This is a genomic window from Xanthomonas sp. AM6 (assembly GCF_025665335.1).
Taxonomy (GTDB): domain Bacteria; phylum Pseudomonadota; class Gammaproteobacteria; order Xanthomonadales; family Xanthomonadaceae; genus Xanthomonas_A.
This window is the reverse complement of the sequence record NZ_CP106869.1, coordinates 1,422,299-1,437,677: the sequence shown is the minus strand read 5'-3', so window position 1 is coordinate 1,437,677 and position 15,379 is coordinate 1,422,299. Positions and strand designations below refer to the sequence as shown.

The window sequence follows — 15,379 nt, the reverse complement described above, 5'->3', positions numbered from 1 at the left end:
GATGATGAAGCGATTCGCAGGGCTGCTGCTTGCCCTGGCCATGGTCTGCACCCCAGCCATGGCCAAGAACCCGACCGCGCTGTTCTATCTGATGAGCACGCAGAAATCGACCAACTCGTTCCTGGCCAACGTCGACAAGATCGACGTGGTGGTGCCGACCTGGTACGGCGTGGACCAGAACGGCCTGGTCAACGGCACCCCCAACGCCTACATCTACGACATCGCCAAGCGCAAGAAGCTGCGGGTGATGCCGATCCTGTCGATGACCACCGGCCGTGACGGCTTCCACAAGCTGATGCACGACGAGGACGCGAAGAAGCGCATGATCGCCTCGCTGCTGATCCACGGCAAAAAGCACGGCTACTACGGCTTCCAGTTCGATTTCGAGAACATCGCCTGGACCGACCGCGACGCCTACACGCTGATGGTCAAGCAGACCGCCGACGCGTTGCACAAGGCCGGCTTCAAGATGTCGGTGGCGGTGGTGCCCAACGCGCCGGGCTATGGCGAGGGCGGGCAGTTCTCCAAGTGGATGTGGGAATACTGGCGCGGCGCCTACGACCTGAAGGCGCTGGGCCAGGCGGTGGACCTGGTCAGCCTGATGACCTACGACCAACACACCCGCTGGACCACGCCGGGCCCGGTCGACGGCATGGTATGGATGAAGAAGCACCTGGACTACGCGCTGACCCAGGTGCCGAAGGAGAAGCTGTCGCTGGGCATCGCCACCTACGGCTACCGCTGGTACACCGGCAACCCGGTGAAGGAAGACGGCACCGAAGCGTCGAACATCTCGGCGACCTACATCGACGCCGACGAATCCTTCCCGCTGGCGATCGAGCAGAACGCCACCGTGCAGTGGGATCCGGTCGAGCAGGAGTCGTGGTTCTATTTCTACCGCGATGACATGCGCGAGTGGGTGTTCCGCCCGGATGCGCGCAGCTTCAAGGCGCGCTACGACCTGGTGAAGGACTACGGCCTGGAAGGCTTCAGCTGCTGGGTGCTGGGCGCCGAGGACCCGAAGGTGTGGGACGAGCTGCCGACCGCCTCACGCTGATCCACTACGATAGAGGCCCCACGGAACGAGATAGACCGCATGACTGCAGCAGGTGCACCCCCGCGCACGCCACACCGCCCGACGACCGCCCCGGCAGGCGTCGCGGCGGCCTCCCGTACCACGTGGCTGGGGCTTGCCCTGTTCGCATGCGCTGCGCTGCTGAGCGGTTGCGGCCGCGACGCCCCCGCTCCGGCGCAGACCGCCAAGCCCGCCGCGGCGCCGGCACCGGCCGCGCCGAAGCCGGCCAACACCGCGCCGTTGCCGCTGCTCCCGGCGCCGGCGCAGGTCAAGCGCGGCGACGCCACGCTGACCATCGGCACCGGCAGCACGCTGTCGGTGCCGACCGACGACGAGGCGGCCATGCGCGTGGCCCGGCAACTGGCCGCGCTGCTGGAACGCACCCGCGGCCTGGCGCTGGAGGTGCGCGCGGAGACCATTCCGCCGAACGGCAGCATCCGCCTGCAGATGAACCCCAACACCGGGGTGGATGCGCCGGAAGGCTACGCGCTGGACGTGGACGGCAACACCATGCTGATCCAGGCGCGCGACGAGCGCGGCCTGTTCTACGGCGCGATGAGCGCCTGGCAGCTGCTCACTCCCGACGCCGGCAAGGGCGAAGTGGAGGTGCCGGAGGTCAAGATCCGCGACTGGCCGCGCTTCGGCTGGCGCGGCCTGCTGCTCGACGTGGCCCGCCACTTCCACGGCCCGGACACGGTCAAGCACGTCATCGATGCGATGGCCGAGCACAAGCTCAACGTGCTGCACCTGCACCTGACCGACGACCAGGGCTGGCGCATCGAGATCAAGCGCTATCCCAAGCTCACCGAGATCGGCGCCTGGCGCATCCCGCCCGGCGCCGGCACGCAGGGCGTGCCCGACCGCTACGGCGGCTTCTACACCCAGGACCAGATCCGCGACCTGGTGGCCTACGCCGCCGCGCGGCACATCACCATCGTGCCGGAACTGGACATGCCCGGGCATGCGCAGGCGGCGGTGGCGGCGTATCCGGAACTGGTCGGCGTGACCAAGCAGCGGCCGAAGGTGTCGGTGGACTGGGGCGTCAATCCCTACCTGTTCGACACCGACGAGAAGAGCCTGACCTTCATCCGGGGCGTGCTCGACGAAGTGCTGCAGCTGTTCCCGTCGCAGTACATCCACATCGGCGGCGATGAAGCGGTCAAGGACCAGTGGGAGCGGTCGCCGGCGGTGCGCGCGCAGATGCGCAAGCTCGGGGTCAAGGACGCGCACGCGATGCAGGGCTGGTTCAACCAGCAGCTGTCCGACTACCTGAGCAAGCACGACCGGCGCCTGATCGGCTGGGACGAGATCCTGGAAGGCGGCTTGCCGGCGAGCGCCTCGGTGATGTCCTGGCGCGGCGTCGACGGCGCGGTGACCGCGGCCAAGCAGGGCCACGACGTGGTGCTGGTGCCGGCCGGCTGGCTGTACCTGGACAACCTGCAGAGCGCGCGCAGCGACGAGCCCAACGGCCGCCTGGCGGTGCTGCCGCTGCAGAAGGTCTACGAGTTCGATCCGGTGCCGGCCGCGCTCAGCGCCGAGGAAGCCAAGCACGTGCTCGGCGCGCAGGCCGCGCTGTGGGCCGAGTACATTCCCTCGGCCTGGCACATCGACCATGCGCTGTTCCCGCGCCTGGGCGCGCTGGCCGAGGCGGCGTGGTCGCCGATGGCGGTGCGCAGCTGGGACGGCTTCCTGCAGCGCCTGCCGGCGCAGCTCAACCGCTACCGCGCGCTCGGCATCGACTACGGCGACGGCGCGTTCGCGCCGGACATCGCCATCCAGGGCGGCGACAACGCGGCGCTGGACAGCGGCAAGGCCACGATTGCGCTCGGCAACCAGGCCAGGTTCGGCAGCTTCCGCTACACCACCGACGGCAGCGAACCCAAGGCCGATTCGCCGCGCTACGCGGCGCCGTTCGAGGTCGCGCTGCCGGCCACGGTGCGCGTGGCCACCTTCGCCGACGACGGCACCATGCTGGCCGCCCCGCGCACCCGCATCCTCGACCGCGCCGGCCTGCTCAGCCGCGACACCCAGGGCCTGAGTTCCTGCGCCGACGGCAGCCTGGGCCTGCGCGTGCCGCTGCTGCCGGACCTGCCGGGCAAGGACACGCCGGTGTTCAACGTCGACCTGTTCAGCAGCTGCTGGCGCTATGCCGACGCGCGCCTGGACGGCGTCGGCAGCATCCGCATCGACGCGGCGCGGCTGGCGCGCAACTACGGGCTGGCGCACGACCAGGTCAAGGTCAAGCGCTACCCGGCCAAGACCGCGCACGGCGAGCTGGAAGTGCGCCTGGGCGACTGCAAGGGCAAGCTGCTGGCGCGCATCCCGCTTCCGGGCGGCAAGGCGCTGGGCGAGCAGTTCTCGCTGGAAGCGCCGCTGCCCAAGCAGACCGGCACGCACGACCTGTGCCTGCGCTCCACCGCCCGCATCGACGGTCCGTACTACGCCATCGGCGCCGTCCATCTGATCGAAACCACCGCGCAGGCGCCCCCCGCCGCCGCGCGCTGACCCCTGGAGACCCCGCATGACCCAGCCGCACCGCCGTCCCCGTTCCGCGCCGCGTTCGCGCATTCCCGCCCGGCTTGGGCTGTTGCTGGCGCTGGCCGTGCCGGCACTGGGTCAGGCGGCGCCGCCGGCCTCGCTGTCGTTGCAGCAGGGCTGGCAGGTGCGGCTGGCGCCGGGCGAGACCCGCGCCAAGGAATTCCCGAAGGCGGCGCAGTGGCTGCCGGCGCAGGTGCCGGGCACGGTGCAGACCGACCTGATCGCGGCCGGCGTAGTGCCCGATCCGTTCTATCGCGACAACGAGGCCAAGATCCAGTGGGCGGGCCTGAGCGACTGGCAGTACCAGACCCGCTTCAAGGCCGACGCCGCGCTGCTCGCGCGCGAGCACGTGGAGCTGGTGTTCGACGGGTTGGACACGTTCGCCGAGGTCTACCTCAACGGCAAGAAACTGCTGACCGCCGACAACATGTTCCGGCAGTGGCGCGTGGACGCCAAGCCGCTGCTCAAGCGCGGCGACAACGTGCTGGAGGTGCGGCTGTACTCGCCGATCAAGAAGATCCAGCCGTGGCTGGCCAAGCAGCCGTACGCGCTGCCCGGCGCCTACGACTCGGCGTTCGGCGACGAACCGCTGGCGCGGCACAGCTCCACCTACGTGCGCAAGGCGCCGTACACCTTCGGCTGGGACTGGGGCCCGCGCATCGTCACCGCCGGCATCTGGCAGGACGTGCGCGTGGAAGCCTGGGACGCGTTGCGCGTGGACGGCCTGCACATCGCCCAGCAGCGCGTCGATGCCGAGACCGCGCAACTGCTGGCGCAGCTGGAGGTGCAGGCCGGCCGCAGCGGCGAGGTGCAGCTGGACCTGGACGTGCTCGGCCCCGACGGCCAGCGCGTGGCGCAGCTGAGCCAGAAGGCGGTGCTCGATCCCGGCAGCAACACCCTCACCGTGCCGGTGCGCATCGCCAAGCCGCAACGCTGGTTCCCCGCCGGCTACGGCAAGCAGGACCTGTACACGTTCAAGGCGCGCATCCGCGACGCCGCCGGCGACAGCTACGACGCCCAGCGCGTCACCGGCCTGCGCAGCGTCGAGCTGCGCCGCGAGAAGGACAAGTGGGGCAAGGGCATGGCGATCGTGGTCAACGGCATCCCGGTGTTCGCCAAGGGCGCCAACCTGATCCCGTTCGACAGCTTCCCCAGCCGCGTCGACGCCGCGCGCATGCGCGGCATCCTGCAGTCCACGCGCGACGCCAACATGAACATGCTGCGCATGTGGGGCGGCGGCCACTACCAGCCGGACAGTTTCTACGAGGACGCCGACCGCCTGGGCATCATGATCTGGCAGGACTTCATGTTCGGCGGCGCGATCCCGCCCTACGACGTGGCGTTCCGCGAGAACACCCGCGCCGAGGCCGAAGCGCAGGTCAAGCGCCTGGGCGACCACCCCAGCATCGTCATCTGGTGCGGCAACAACGAAGTGCAGACCGGCTGGGAGAACTGGGGCGACCGGGTCAAGTTCAAGCAGTCGATCGACCCGGAGGAACGCACCCGCATCGAGCGCGGCATGACCACGCTGTTCGGCACCGTGCTGCGCGAGGCGGTGAGCAAGTACGACAGCGACACCCCGTACTGGGCCACCTCGCCCGGCACCGACTTCGACGGCGGCGCCGACCAGCCCGACGATGGCGACATGCACTACTGGAAGGTGTGGGGCGGCCCGGCGCTGCCGGCCACCGAATACCTCAACGTGACCCCGCGTTTCATGTCCGAGTACGGCCTGCAGTCGTTCCCGGAGATGCGCACGATCCGCGCCTTCGCCGAACCCGGCGACCTGCAGCCGGAATCGCCGGTGATGCGCGCGCACCAGAAGTTCGACAAGGGCAACGGCAACCAGCGCCTGCTGCTGTACATCCGCCGCGAATTCGGCGAGCCCAAGGACTTCGAGAGCTTCGTCTACCTGAGCCAGCTGATGCAGGCCGAGGGCATCGCCCTGGCCGCCGAGCACCTGCGCGCATCGCGTCCGCAATCGATGGGCTCGCTGTACTGGCAGCTCAACGACGTGTGGCCGGGCGCCTCGTGGTCGAGCCTGGACTACTTCGGCCGCTGGAAGGCGCTGCACTACCACGCCAGGCGCTTCTACGCGCCGGAGCTGATCGCCGCGCTGCGCAACGACAAGGGCCAGACCGAAGTGTCGCTGGTCTCCGACCGCACCGTGCCGCTGGCCGCGCGCTGGCGCATGCGGGTGATGGACGTGTCCGGCAAGGTGCTGAGCAAGAGCGAGAAGCCGGTGACGCTGGCGCCGCTGTCCAGCGTGCGCGTGGGCAACTTCAGCGATGCGCAGCTGCTGCGCCGCGCCGATCCCAAGCGCAGCTTCGCCGTGTTCGAGCTGCTCGACGGCGCGCGCGTGCTGTCGCGCAACCTGGTGTTCTTCGATGCGGCCAAGCGCCTGCAGCTGCCCAGCCCCGACATCCGCAGCGAGCTGCGCGCCGACGGCGACGGCTATGCGATCACCCTGACCAGCACCACCCTCGCGCGCGAGGTGTGGCTGGCGTTCGGCGACCTGGACGCCACGCTGTCGGACAACGCGTTCGACCTGCTGCCGGGCGAACCGCTGACCGTGCACGTGCGCAGCAGCGCCACGCTGGAGCAGTTGCGCGGCGCCTTGCAGGTGCGCGACCTGGCCGCCACGCTGGCCGGCGCGCCGGCCGAGCCGGCGGAGGCGAAGTGATGCGGGCGGGAAACACACGCCAGCCCGCCATGCCGGATGAGGCGCACATCGTGCTGTTCGGCTCGCCGGCGTCGAGGGCGGCGCTGGGTGGGGCACTTTTGTGGGAGGGACTTCAGTCCCGACGTCGTACCGGTGACGCCCGATCGGGACTGAAGTCCCTCCTGCAGGTGTCATGCGTGCTGGGGCTGCTGGCCTTCCCCCTGGCCCACGCCGACGACGCCGAAGACCGCGCCGCCGCGCTGGTGGCGAAGATGACCCGCGAGGAAAAAGTGGCGCAGGCGATGAACGATGCACCGGCGATTCCGCGCCTGGACGTGCCCGCCTACGAATGGTGGAGCGAGGGCCTGCACGGCATCGCCCGCAACGGCTACGCCACCGTGTTCCCGCAGGCGATCGGCCTGGCCGCGACCTGGAACACCGCCCTGCTCGAGCAGGTCGGTACCGTCACCTCGACCGAGGCGCGCGCCAAGTTCAACCTCGCCGGCCGCCCCGGCAAGGACCACCCGCGCTACGCCGGGCTGACCATCTGGTCGCCGAACATCAACATCTTCCGCGACCCGCGCTGGGGCCGCGGCATGGAGACCTACGGCGAGGACCCCTACCTCACCGGGCAACTGGCGGTGGGCTTCATCCGCGGCCTGCAGGGCGACGACCCGACGCATCCGCGCACCATCGCCACGCCCAAGCACCTGGCCGTGCACAGTGGCCCGGAACCCGGCCGCCACGGCTTCGACGTGGACGTCTCGCCGCGCGACCTGGAAGCGACCTACACCCCCGCCTTCCGCGCGGCCATCGTCGACGGCCGCGCCGGTTCGGTGATGTGCGCCTACAACTCGCTGCACGGCACCCCGGCCTGCGCCGCCGACTGGCTGCTCGACGGCCGCCTGCGCGGCGACTGGGGCTTCAAGGGCTTCGTGGTCTCCGACTGCGACGCGGTCGACGACATGACCCAGTTCCACTATTTCCGCGCCGACAACGCCGGCTCGTCCGCCGCCGCGCTCAAGGCCGGCCACGACCTCAACTGCGGCCACGCCTACCGCGACCTGGGCCAGGCGATCGAACGCGGCGACGCCGACGAAGCCCTGCTCGACCGGTCGCTGGTGCGGCTGTTCGCCGCGCGCTACCGGCTCGGCGAATTGCAGCCACAGCGCAAGGACCCGTACGCGCGGCTGGGCGCCAAGGACGTGGACAGCGCCGCGCACCGCGCGCTGGCGCTGCAGGCCGCGCAGGAGTCGATCGTGCTGCTGCACAACCGCAACGCCACGCTGCCGCTGAAGCCGGGCCTGCGCCTGGCGGTGATCGGCCCCAACGCCGACGCGCTGGCCGCGCTGGAAGCCAACTACCAGGGCACCTCGGCCGCGCCGGTGACGCCGTTGCTGGGCCTGCGCGAGCGCTTCGGCGCCGCGAACGTAAGTTATGCGCAAGGCGCCCCGCTCGCCGCGGGCGTGCCCGGCATGATCCCCGAGACCGCCTTGCGCAGCGACGGAAAGTCCGGCCTGCGTGGCGAGTATTTCGACAACGTCGACCTGGCCGGCACCCCGCGCACGCAGCGCCAGGACCGCGTGGTCAGCTTCAACTGGGACCACGTGGCGCCGGCCAAGGGCGTGGACAAGGATCGCTACTCGGTGCGCTGGAGCGGCGAACTGCTGCCGCCCGGGCCGGGCGACTACACCCTGGCGGTGCGCGTGGCGCGCTGCTTCGACTGCAGCGGCCACGATCCGGTGCGGCTGTACATCGACGACAAGCTGGTCGTCGCCGGCAACGCCGAGGACAAGCACCTGCCGGCCGGCATGCACAACGCCGACGGCCGCAACGTCGAGACCGTGCTGCATTTCGACGACACGCGCCCGCGCCGCATCCGCCTGGAACTGGAGCATCGCGGCCAGGACCAGGGCGTGCGCCTGGAATGGCTGGCCCCGGCCGCGCCGCAACTGGCCGAGGCCGAACGCGCGGTCGCGCAGGCCGATGCGGTGGTCGCCTTCGTCGGCCTGTCGCCGGACGTGGAAGGCGAGGAACTGCGCATCGACGTCCCCGGTTTCGACGGCGGCGACCGCAACGACCTCGCCCTGCCCGCGGCGCAGCAGGCCTTGCTGGAGCGCGCCAAGGCCAGCGGCAAACCGTTGGTGGTGGTGCTGATGAGCGGCAGCGCGGTGGCGCTGAACTGGGCCAGGCAGCATGCCGACGCGATCGTCGCGGCGTGGTACCCGGGGCAATCCGGCGGCACCGCGATCGCGCAGGTGCTGGCCGGCGACGTCAACCCGGGCGGGCGCCTGCCGGTGACCTTCTACCGTTCCACCAAGGACCTGCCGCCGTACGTCAGCTACGACATGAAGGGCCGTACCTACCGCTACTTCAAGGGCGAGCCGCTGTTCGCGTTCGGCAGCGGGCTCAGCTACACCAGCTTCGCGTACACCGCACCGCACCTGTCCACGGCGACGCTGCAGGCGGGCGAGCGGTTGCGGGTGAGCACGCAGGTACGCAACAGCGGCAGCCGCGCCGGCGACGAAGTGGTGCAGGTGTACCTGCAGTACCCGCAACGCCCGCAGTCGCCGCTGCGCAGCCTGGTCGGCTTCCAACGGGTGACGCTGCAGCCGGGCGAAACGCGCAAGGTGAGTTTCGAGCTGGACCCGCGGCAACTGAGCGACGTCGATCGCGCCGGCCAGCGCGCGGTGCAGCCGGGCGACTACCGCGTGTTCGTCGGCGGTGGCCAGCCCGGCACCGGCGCCCCCGGCGGCGAAGCCGCATTCTCGATCCAGGGCAGCGTGCCCCTGCCGCGCTGACCAATGGACGCGCGGCGCACCGCGTTCCTGTAGGAGCGGCTTCAGCCGCGACCGTGCCTTGCCGGTAACACCCGGTCGCGGCTGAAGCCGCTCCTACAGAAAGCAACGCAACGCACAGCCGCCGCCGCGCAACCACGCACACCGACACCCCAGGAGTTCCCCATGCCCTCCCGCCGCGACGTCCTCCAGTTGCTCGGCACCACCGCCGGCGCCGGCCTGCTCGCCACCGCCGTCCCCGGCTTCGCCGCCGCATCCAGCGCATCGGCGACAGCGCTGGCCAGCAAGCGCCCACCGCCGGCAAAACGGCAGTTCGTCAGCGCCACCGTGGAAATGCACCTGCGCACGATCAAGGCCGACATCGCCGACCCGCGCCTGGCCTGGCTGTTCGAGAACTGCTACCCGAACACGCTCGACACCACCGTGCGCACCGGCACCCGCAACGGCAAGCCGGACACCTTCGTCATCACCGGCGACATCGAGGCGCTGTGGCTGCGCGATTCCTCCGCGCAGGTGCATCCGTACATCCCGCTGGCCAAGCGCGATCCGGCGCTGCGGCGCATGTTCCATGGCCTGATCCAGCGCCAGGCCGCTTGCATCCAGCTCGATCCCTACGCCAACGCCTTCCTGCCCGACGGCACCAGCCAGCGCCTGAAATGGTCGGTGGCCGACATCACCGAGATGAAGCCCGGCGTCGGCGAGCGCAAATGGGAAATCGATTCGCTGTGCTATCCGATCCGGCTGGCGCACGAATACTGGCGCGCCACTGGCGACACCGCGCCGTTCGACGACGACTGGCGCGCGGCGATGCACGTGGTGGTCAGGACCTTCCGCGAACAGCAGCGCCTGCACGACCGCGGCCCCTACCGCTTCCAGCGCCCCTCGCCGCTGGCTACCGAGACCCTGGTGCTGGAAGGCTACGGCCAGCCGACCAAGCCCAACGGCATGATCCACTCGATGTTCCGCCCGTCCGACGATGCCTGCGTGTATCCGCTGTTCGTGCCGGCCAACCTGTTCGCGGTGGCCTCGCTGCGCCAGTTGGCGACGATGAGCGAAACGCTGCACCGCGATGCCGCCTTCGCCGGCGAATGCCACGCACTGGCCGATGAGGTCGAGACCGCCACGCGCACCTTCGGGCAGATGCGCGATGCCGACGGGCAGGCGTTCTGGGCCTTCGAAGTGGACGGCTACGGCAACCAGCTGTTCATCGACGACGCCAACGCACCGGGCCTGCTGAGCCTGGCCTACCTGGGCTGCTGCGACCGCCGCGACCCGCTGTTCCTGCGCACCCGCCAGCTGGCGTGGAGCGAGCGCAACCCGTACTTCTACCGTGGCCGCGCCGCCGAAGGCGTGGGCAGCCCGCACAGCGGCATGGGCACGATCTGGCCGATGGCGATCATGCAGTACGCGCTGGCCAGCGACGACGACGCGCAGATCCGCCAATGCCTGGCCTGGCTGAAGAACACCGACGCCGGCACCGGCTTCATGCACGAAGCCTTCGACAAGGACGACCCCAGCAAATTCACCCGCGACTGGTTCGCCTGGGCCAACACCCTGTTCGGCGAACTGATCATCGACCTGCACCAGCGCAAGCCGCACCTGCTGAAAGCCTGACCACCACACCGCCTCCTGTAGGAGCGGCTTCAGCCGCGACCGGGCCTTACCGGCAACACCCGGCAGCGGCTGAAGCCGCTCCTACAGAAAAAACATCTCCCCTCTTCGCGCACACCCGAGGACAGCACCATGGCCACACGACGCGGTTTCCTGCAGGGCGCCATCGCCCTGGCCCTGTTCGGCAGCAGCGGCATCGCCCGGCTGGCGCAGGCGCGCGCCGGCAGCTACGCGCTGCCCGCCGACGCGCGTGCCAAGGCCGCGCTCACCCGCCACGTCGACGTGTTCATCGGCACCGGCGGCCACGGCCACACCTTCCCCGGCGCCACGCTGCCGTTCGGCATGGTGCAGCTGAGCCCGGACACCTACAACGCGGTATGGGATTCGTGCTCGGGCTACCACGAGTCCGACGGCTCGATCATGGGCTTCTCGCACACCCACCTGTCCGGTACCGGCATCGGCGACATGCTCGATTTCCTGGTGGTGCCGGCCACCGGCGAAGTGAAGCTGGTCCCCGGCCCACTCGACAATCCGGATGCCGGCTACCGCTCGCGCTACGACCATGCCGACGAGGCCGCCTCGCCCGGCTACTACCGCGTGCGCCTGAAGGACAGCGGCGTGCACGCCGAACTCACCGCCACCGCGCGCGCCGGCCTGCACCGCTACCACTTCCCCAAGGGCAAGCCCGCGCACCTGCTGCTGGACCTGTGCCACGGCATGCAGGACAAGCCCGGCATCCCCACGCGGGTCAGTGACGCGCAGCTGCGCATCGTCGATGCGCGCACGCTGACCGGCGGACGCCGTGTCCATCAGTGGGCGAAGGGCCGCCACATCTACTTCGCCATGCGCCTGTCGCGGCCATTCGCCACCGCGCAGCTGTATTCGGAAGACCAGCCGCTGGCCGCCGACGCGCGCCAGGCCGACGGCACCCACCTGAAGGTGGCATTGCACTACCCCGACGCCGCCGACGCGCCGCTGCTGGTCAAGGTCGGCATCTCCGCGGTCAGCGCCGAGAACGCCCTGGCCAACCTCGACGCCGAACTGCCCGACTTCGATTTCGCGCGCGTCCACGCCGCCGCGGTGGCCGCGTGGGAGAAGGAACTGGCGCGGGTGCGCATCGACACCGACGACGACGCGCAACGCCGCATCTTCTACACCGGCCTGTATCACAGCCTGCTCGCGCCCACCCTGTTCAGCGACGTCGACGGACGCTACCGCGGCATGGACCTGCAGCTGCACAACCTGCCCGCCGGCTACCACAACTACAGCACCTACTCGCTGTGGGACACCTACCGCGCCCTGCATCCGTTGCTGACCCTGGTACAACCCGAGCGCGTGCCCGACCTGGTGCAGTGCCTGGTGCGCGGCGCCAACGAATGCCCGGACGGCGTCGGCATCTGGCCGCTGCAAGGCGTGGAGACCGGCTGCATGATCGGCTACCACTCCGCGGTGGTGCTGGCCGAAGCGCACGCCAAGGGCTTCACCGGCATCGACTACGCCGCCGCCTGGCCGGCGTATCGCAAGCGCGCGATGGACGACACCACGCACGGCCTGGGCGAGTACCGCAAACTCGGCTACATCCCCAGCGACAAAGTGGACGAAGCGGTCAGCCGCACCCTCGAATACGCCTACGACGACTGGGCGGTGGCGCACCTGGCGCAGGCCGCCGGCGCCGCCAAGGACGCGAGCGCCTTGCGCGAACGCTCGCGCAACTACCGCAACGTGTTCAACCGCGCCAGCGGCTTCGTGCAGCCGCGGCTGAGCAACGGCGACTGGGCCGCCCCGTTCGATCCGCGCGCGATGGGCCACCTCACGAAATGGCGCGATTTCACCGAGTCCAACGCCTGGCAGGCCACCTTCCTCAACCAGCACGACCTGTACGGCTACATGGAATTGTTCGGCGGCCGCGACGGCTTCGTCGCCAAGCTCGACGAACTGTTCACCACCAGCTCCGAACTGCCGGCCGACGCACCGCCGGACATCGACGGCCTGGTCGGCCAGTACGCGCACGGCAACGAACCCAGCCACCACGTCGCTTACCTGTTCGCCTACGCCGGGCAACCGTACAAGACCCAGGCGATGGTGCGGCGGCTGCTGCGCGAGCAATACCACGACGCGCGCAACGGCCTGTCCGGCAACGAGGACTGCGGGCAGATGAGCGCCTGGTTCGTGCTCAGCGCCCTGGGCTTCTACGCCGTGGACCCGGTCAGCGCCACCTACGTGCTCGGCAGCCCGCTGTTCAAGCGCGCCGACGTCGACGTCGGCAACGGCCGCACCCTCAGCATCGTCGCCCACGGCAACAGCCCCACCAACGTCTACATCCAGCGCGCCCGCTGGAACGGCAAGCCCTACACCCGCAGCTGGCTGCGCCACGCCGACCTCGCCGCCGGCGGCACCCTGGAACTGGAGATGGGCCCGAAGCCGAATCCCGCCTTCGGCGCGGCCAAGGAAGACCTGCCGCCGTCGTTTGTTTGAAAGCCGGGATTGGGGAATCGGGAATGGGGATTGGTGATTCCTGCGCTCCGTTGTCCCCGCGCGCGTGATGCAGGCGAACTGCGTCGCGCGCGCCGCACCGGCTGCCGCCGTGTTTAATTCGCATTGCCCTTTTCGAGAGGCCCCCATGCCACGCAAGACCCTCGCTGCCCTCGCCCTCGCCCTGGCGTTCGCTCTGCCCGCTACCGCCGTGCACGCGGCCGGCGCCAACGCCTGGCCCGCCTTCGCCACCCAAGGCGAACACTTCACCCGCGACAGCAAGCCGTACCAGATCATCTCCGGCGCCATCCACTACCAGCGCATCCCCCGCGCCTACTGGAAGGACCGCCTGCAGAAAGCGCGCGCCATGGGCCTGAACACCGTGGAGACCTACGTGTTCTGGAACCTGGTCGAACCGCGCCAAGCCCAGTTCGACTTCAGCGGCAACAACGACGTCGCCGCCTTCATCGACGAAGCCGCCGCCCAGGGCCTCAACGTCATCCTGCGCCCGGGCCCGTACGTCTGCGCCGAATGGGAAGCCGGCGGCTACCCCGCCTGGCTGTTCGCCGAACCGGGCATGCGCGTGCGCAGCCAGGACCCGCGCTTCCTCGCCGCCAGCCAGGCCTACCTCGACGCCGTCGCCGCGCAGGTCAAGCCGAAGCTCAACCGCAACGGCGGCCCCATCATCGCCGTGCAGGTCGAGAACGAATACGGCTCCTACAACGACGACCACGCCTACATGCAGGCCAACCGCGCCATGTTCGTCAAGGCCGGCTTCGACCAGGCGCTGCTGTTCACCTCCGACGGCGCCGACATGCTGGCCAACGGCACCCTGCCCGACACCCTGGCGGTGGTGAACTTCGCCCCGGGCGAAGCGAAGAGCGCCTTCCAGACCCTGGCCAAGTTCCGCCCCGGCCAGCCGCAGATGGTGGGCGAATACTGGGCCGGCTGGTTCGACCAATGGGGCGCCAAACACGCCGCCACCGATGGCGCCAAACAGGCCAGCGAATTCGAATGGATCCTGCGCCAGGGCCATTCGGCCAACCTGTACATGTTCGTCGGCGGCACCAGCTTCGGCTTCATGAACGGCGCCAACTTCCAGAAGAACCCCAGCGACCACTACGCCCCGCAGACCACCAGCTACGACTACGACGCCGTACTGGACGAAGCCGGCCGACCCACGCCCAAGTTCGTCCTGTTCCGCGACGCCATCGCCCGCGTCACCGGCGTGCAGCCACCCGCCCTGCCCAAGCCGATCCGCTTCGCCGAACTGCCCGCCACCCCGCTGCGCGAATCGGCCTCGCTGTGGGACAACCTGCCCGCACCGGCCGCCACCACCGACAGCCCGCAGCCGATGGAGCGCTACGGCCAGGCCTACGGCTACATCCTCTACCGCACCACCGTCACCGGCCCGCGCAAGGGCAGCCTGTACCTGGGCGACGTGCGCGACTACGCCCGCGTCTACGTCGATCGCCAGCTCGCCGGCAGCGCCGAACGCCGCCTGCAGCAGGTGGCCGTGGACGTGGACATCCCCGCCGGCACCCACACCCTCGACGTGCTGGTGGAAAACGGCGGCCGCATCAACTACGGCGCCCACCTGGCCGACGGCCGCGCCGGCCTGGTCGACCCCGTCCTGCTCGACGGCAAGCCGCTGACCGGCTGGCAGACCTTCCCGCTGCCGATGGACGACGCGAACAAGATCACCAGCTGGACCACCGCCAAGGTCGAAGGCCCCGCCTTCCACCGCGGCACCGTCAAGATCGCCACGCCCACCGACACCTTCCTGGACATGCAGGCGTTCGGCAAAGGCTTCGCCTGGGCCAACGGCCACAACCTGGGGCGTCACTGGAAGATCGGGCCGCAGCGGGCGCTGTATTTCCCGGCGCCGATGCAGCGCAAGGGCGAGAACAGCGTGATTGTGTTTGATTTGGATAGTTCGGCGGATGCGAGCGTGCGCGGGGTTAAGACGCAGGTTTGGAATGCGCCGGGTAATTGAGTTATCTGCAGAGCGCGCCATCCAGTACTTCTGGAAGGCGCGAGATCAAATAACTTGTCTACAAATTAGGGCCGCCTGCGGTTCCGCCGAGCGGCGTCCAACTTGTGACAGCCGTCAACAAGTGATAGCGTCGGCCTTGTGCGGGATGCACTGGGGAATGGCTGTGGGTTTAGACGCAAGGATTAGGCGACGGCTCGAACCACGAAAGATCGAAACTGCAACACGTG

Annotated in this window: 7 protein-coding genes; all 7 read left to right on the top strand. The window is 69.6% G+C overall.

Annotated features, from left to right (window positions below; translation table 11 throughout):
• Nucleotide 1: 1 nt before the first annotated feature.
• The 7 genes from OCJ37_RS05900 to OCJ37_RS05870 all read left to right on the top strand — a co-directional run bounded on the left by OCJ37_RS05900 (nucleotide 2) and on the right by OCJ37_RS05870 (nucleotide 15,152).
• A complete protein-coding gene (locus OCJ37_RS05900) occupies nucleotides 2-1,057 on the top strand; it encodes a glycosyl hydrolase family 18 protein (RefSeq protein ID WP_263112751.1) in 1,056 nt (351 codons plus the stop codon).
• Nucleotides 1,058-1,096: 39 nt separating this feature from the next.
• On the top strand, nucleotides 1,097-3,580 hold the full coding sequence (locus OCJ37_RS05895; protein WP_263112750.1) for a family 20 glycosylhydrolase: 2,484 nt from the start codon (nucleotides 1,097-1,099) through the stop codon (nucleotides 3,578-3,580).
• 16 nt (nucleotides 3,581-3,596) lie between these two features.
• Entirely contained in the window at nucleotides 3,597-6,296 is a 2,700-nt protein-coding gene (locus OCJ37_RS05890; RefSeq protein ID WP_263112749.1) for a beta-mannosidase, read from the top strand.
• Between the two features lie 167 nt (nucleotides 6,297-6,463).
• Nucleotides 6,464-9,076 (top strand): glycoside hydrolase family 3 C-terminal domain-containing protein, encoded by a 2,613-nt coding sequence (locus OCJ37_RS05885; protein WP_263112748.1) that lies wholly within the window; start codon nucleotides 6,464-6,466, stop codon nucleotides 9,074-9,076.
• Nucleotides 9,077-9,238: 162 nt separating this feature from the next.
• Nucleotides 9,239-10,687 carry a glycoside hydrolase family 125 protein gene (locus tag OCJ37_RS05880; RefSeq protein WP_263112747.1) on the top strand — a complete coding sequence of 483 codons (1,449 nt, stop codon included), beginning with the start codon at nucleotides 9,239-9,241 and terminating at the stop codon, nucleotides 10,685-10,687.
• A gap of 129 nt (nucleotides 10,688-10,816) precedes the next feature.
• Nucleotides 10,817-13,159, top strand: a complete 2,343-nt coding sequence (locus tag OCJ37_RS05875; RefSeq protein WP_263112746.1) for a GH92 family glycosyl hydrolase — start codon at nucleotides 10,817-10,819, stop codon at nucleotides 13,157-13,159.
• Nucleotides 13,160-13,304: 145 nt separating this feature from the next.
• Complete coding sequence (locus tag OCJ37_RS05870) at nucleotides 13,305-15,152, top strand: glycoside hydrolase family 35 protein (RefSeq protein WP_263112745.1); 1,848 nt, start codon at nucleotides 13,305-13,307, stop codon at nucleotides 15,150-15,152.
• The last annotated feature ends 227 nt before the right edge of the window (nucleotides 15,153-15,379 follow it).

Coding starts and splice junctions, on each gene's coding strand:
- OCJ37_RS05880 (WP_263112747.1), top strand. CDS start 9,239: ATGCCCTCCCGCCGCGACGTCCTCCAGTTGCTCGGCACCACCGCCGGC.
- OCJ37_RS05870 (WP_263112745.1), top strand. CDS start 13,305: ATGCCACGCAAGACCCTCGCTGCCCTCGCCCTCGCCCTGGCGTTCGCT.
- OCJ37_RS05900 (WP_263112751.1), top strand. CDS start 2: ATGATGAAGCGATTCGCAGGGCTGCTGCTTGCCCTGGCCATGGTCTGC.
- OCJ37_RS05875 (WP_263112746.1), top strand. CDS start 10,817: ATGGCCACACGACGCGGTTTCCTGCAGGGCGCCATCGCCCTGGCCCTG.
- OCJ37_RS05890 (WP_263112749.1), top strand. CDS start 3,597: ATGACCCAGCCGCACCGCCGTCCCCGTTCCGCGCCGCGTTCGCGCATT.
- OCJ37_RS05895 (WP_263112750.1), top strand. CDS start 1,097: ATGACTGCAGCAGGTGCACCCCCGCGCACGCCACACCGCCCGACGACC.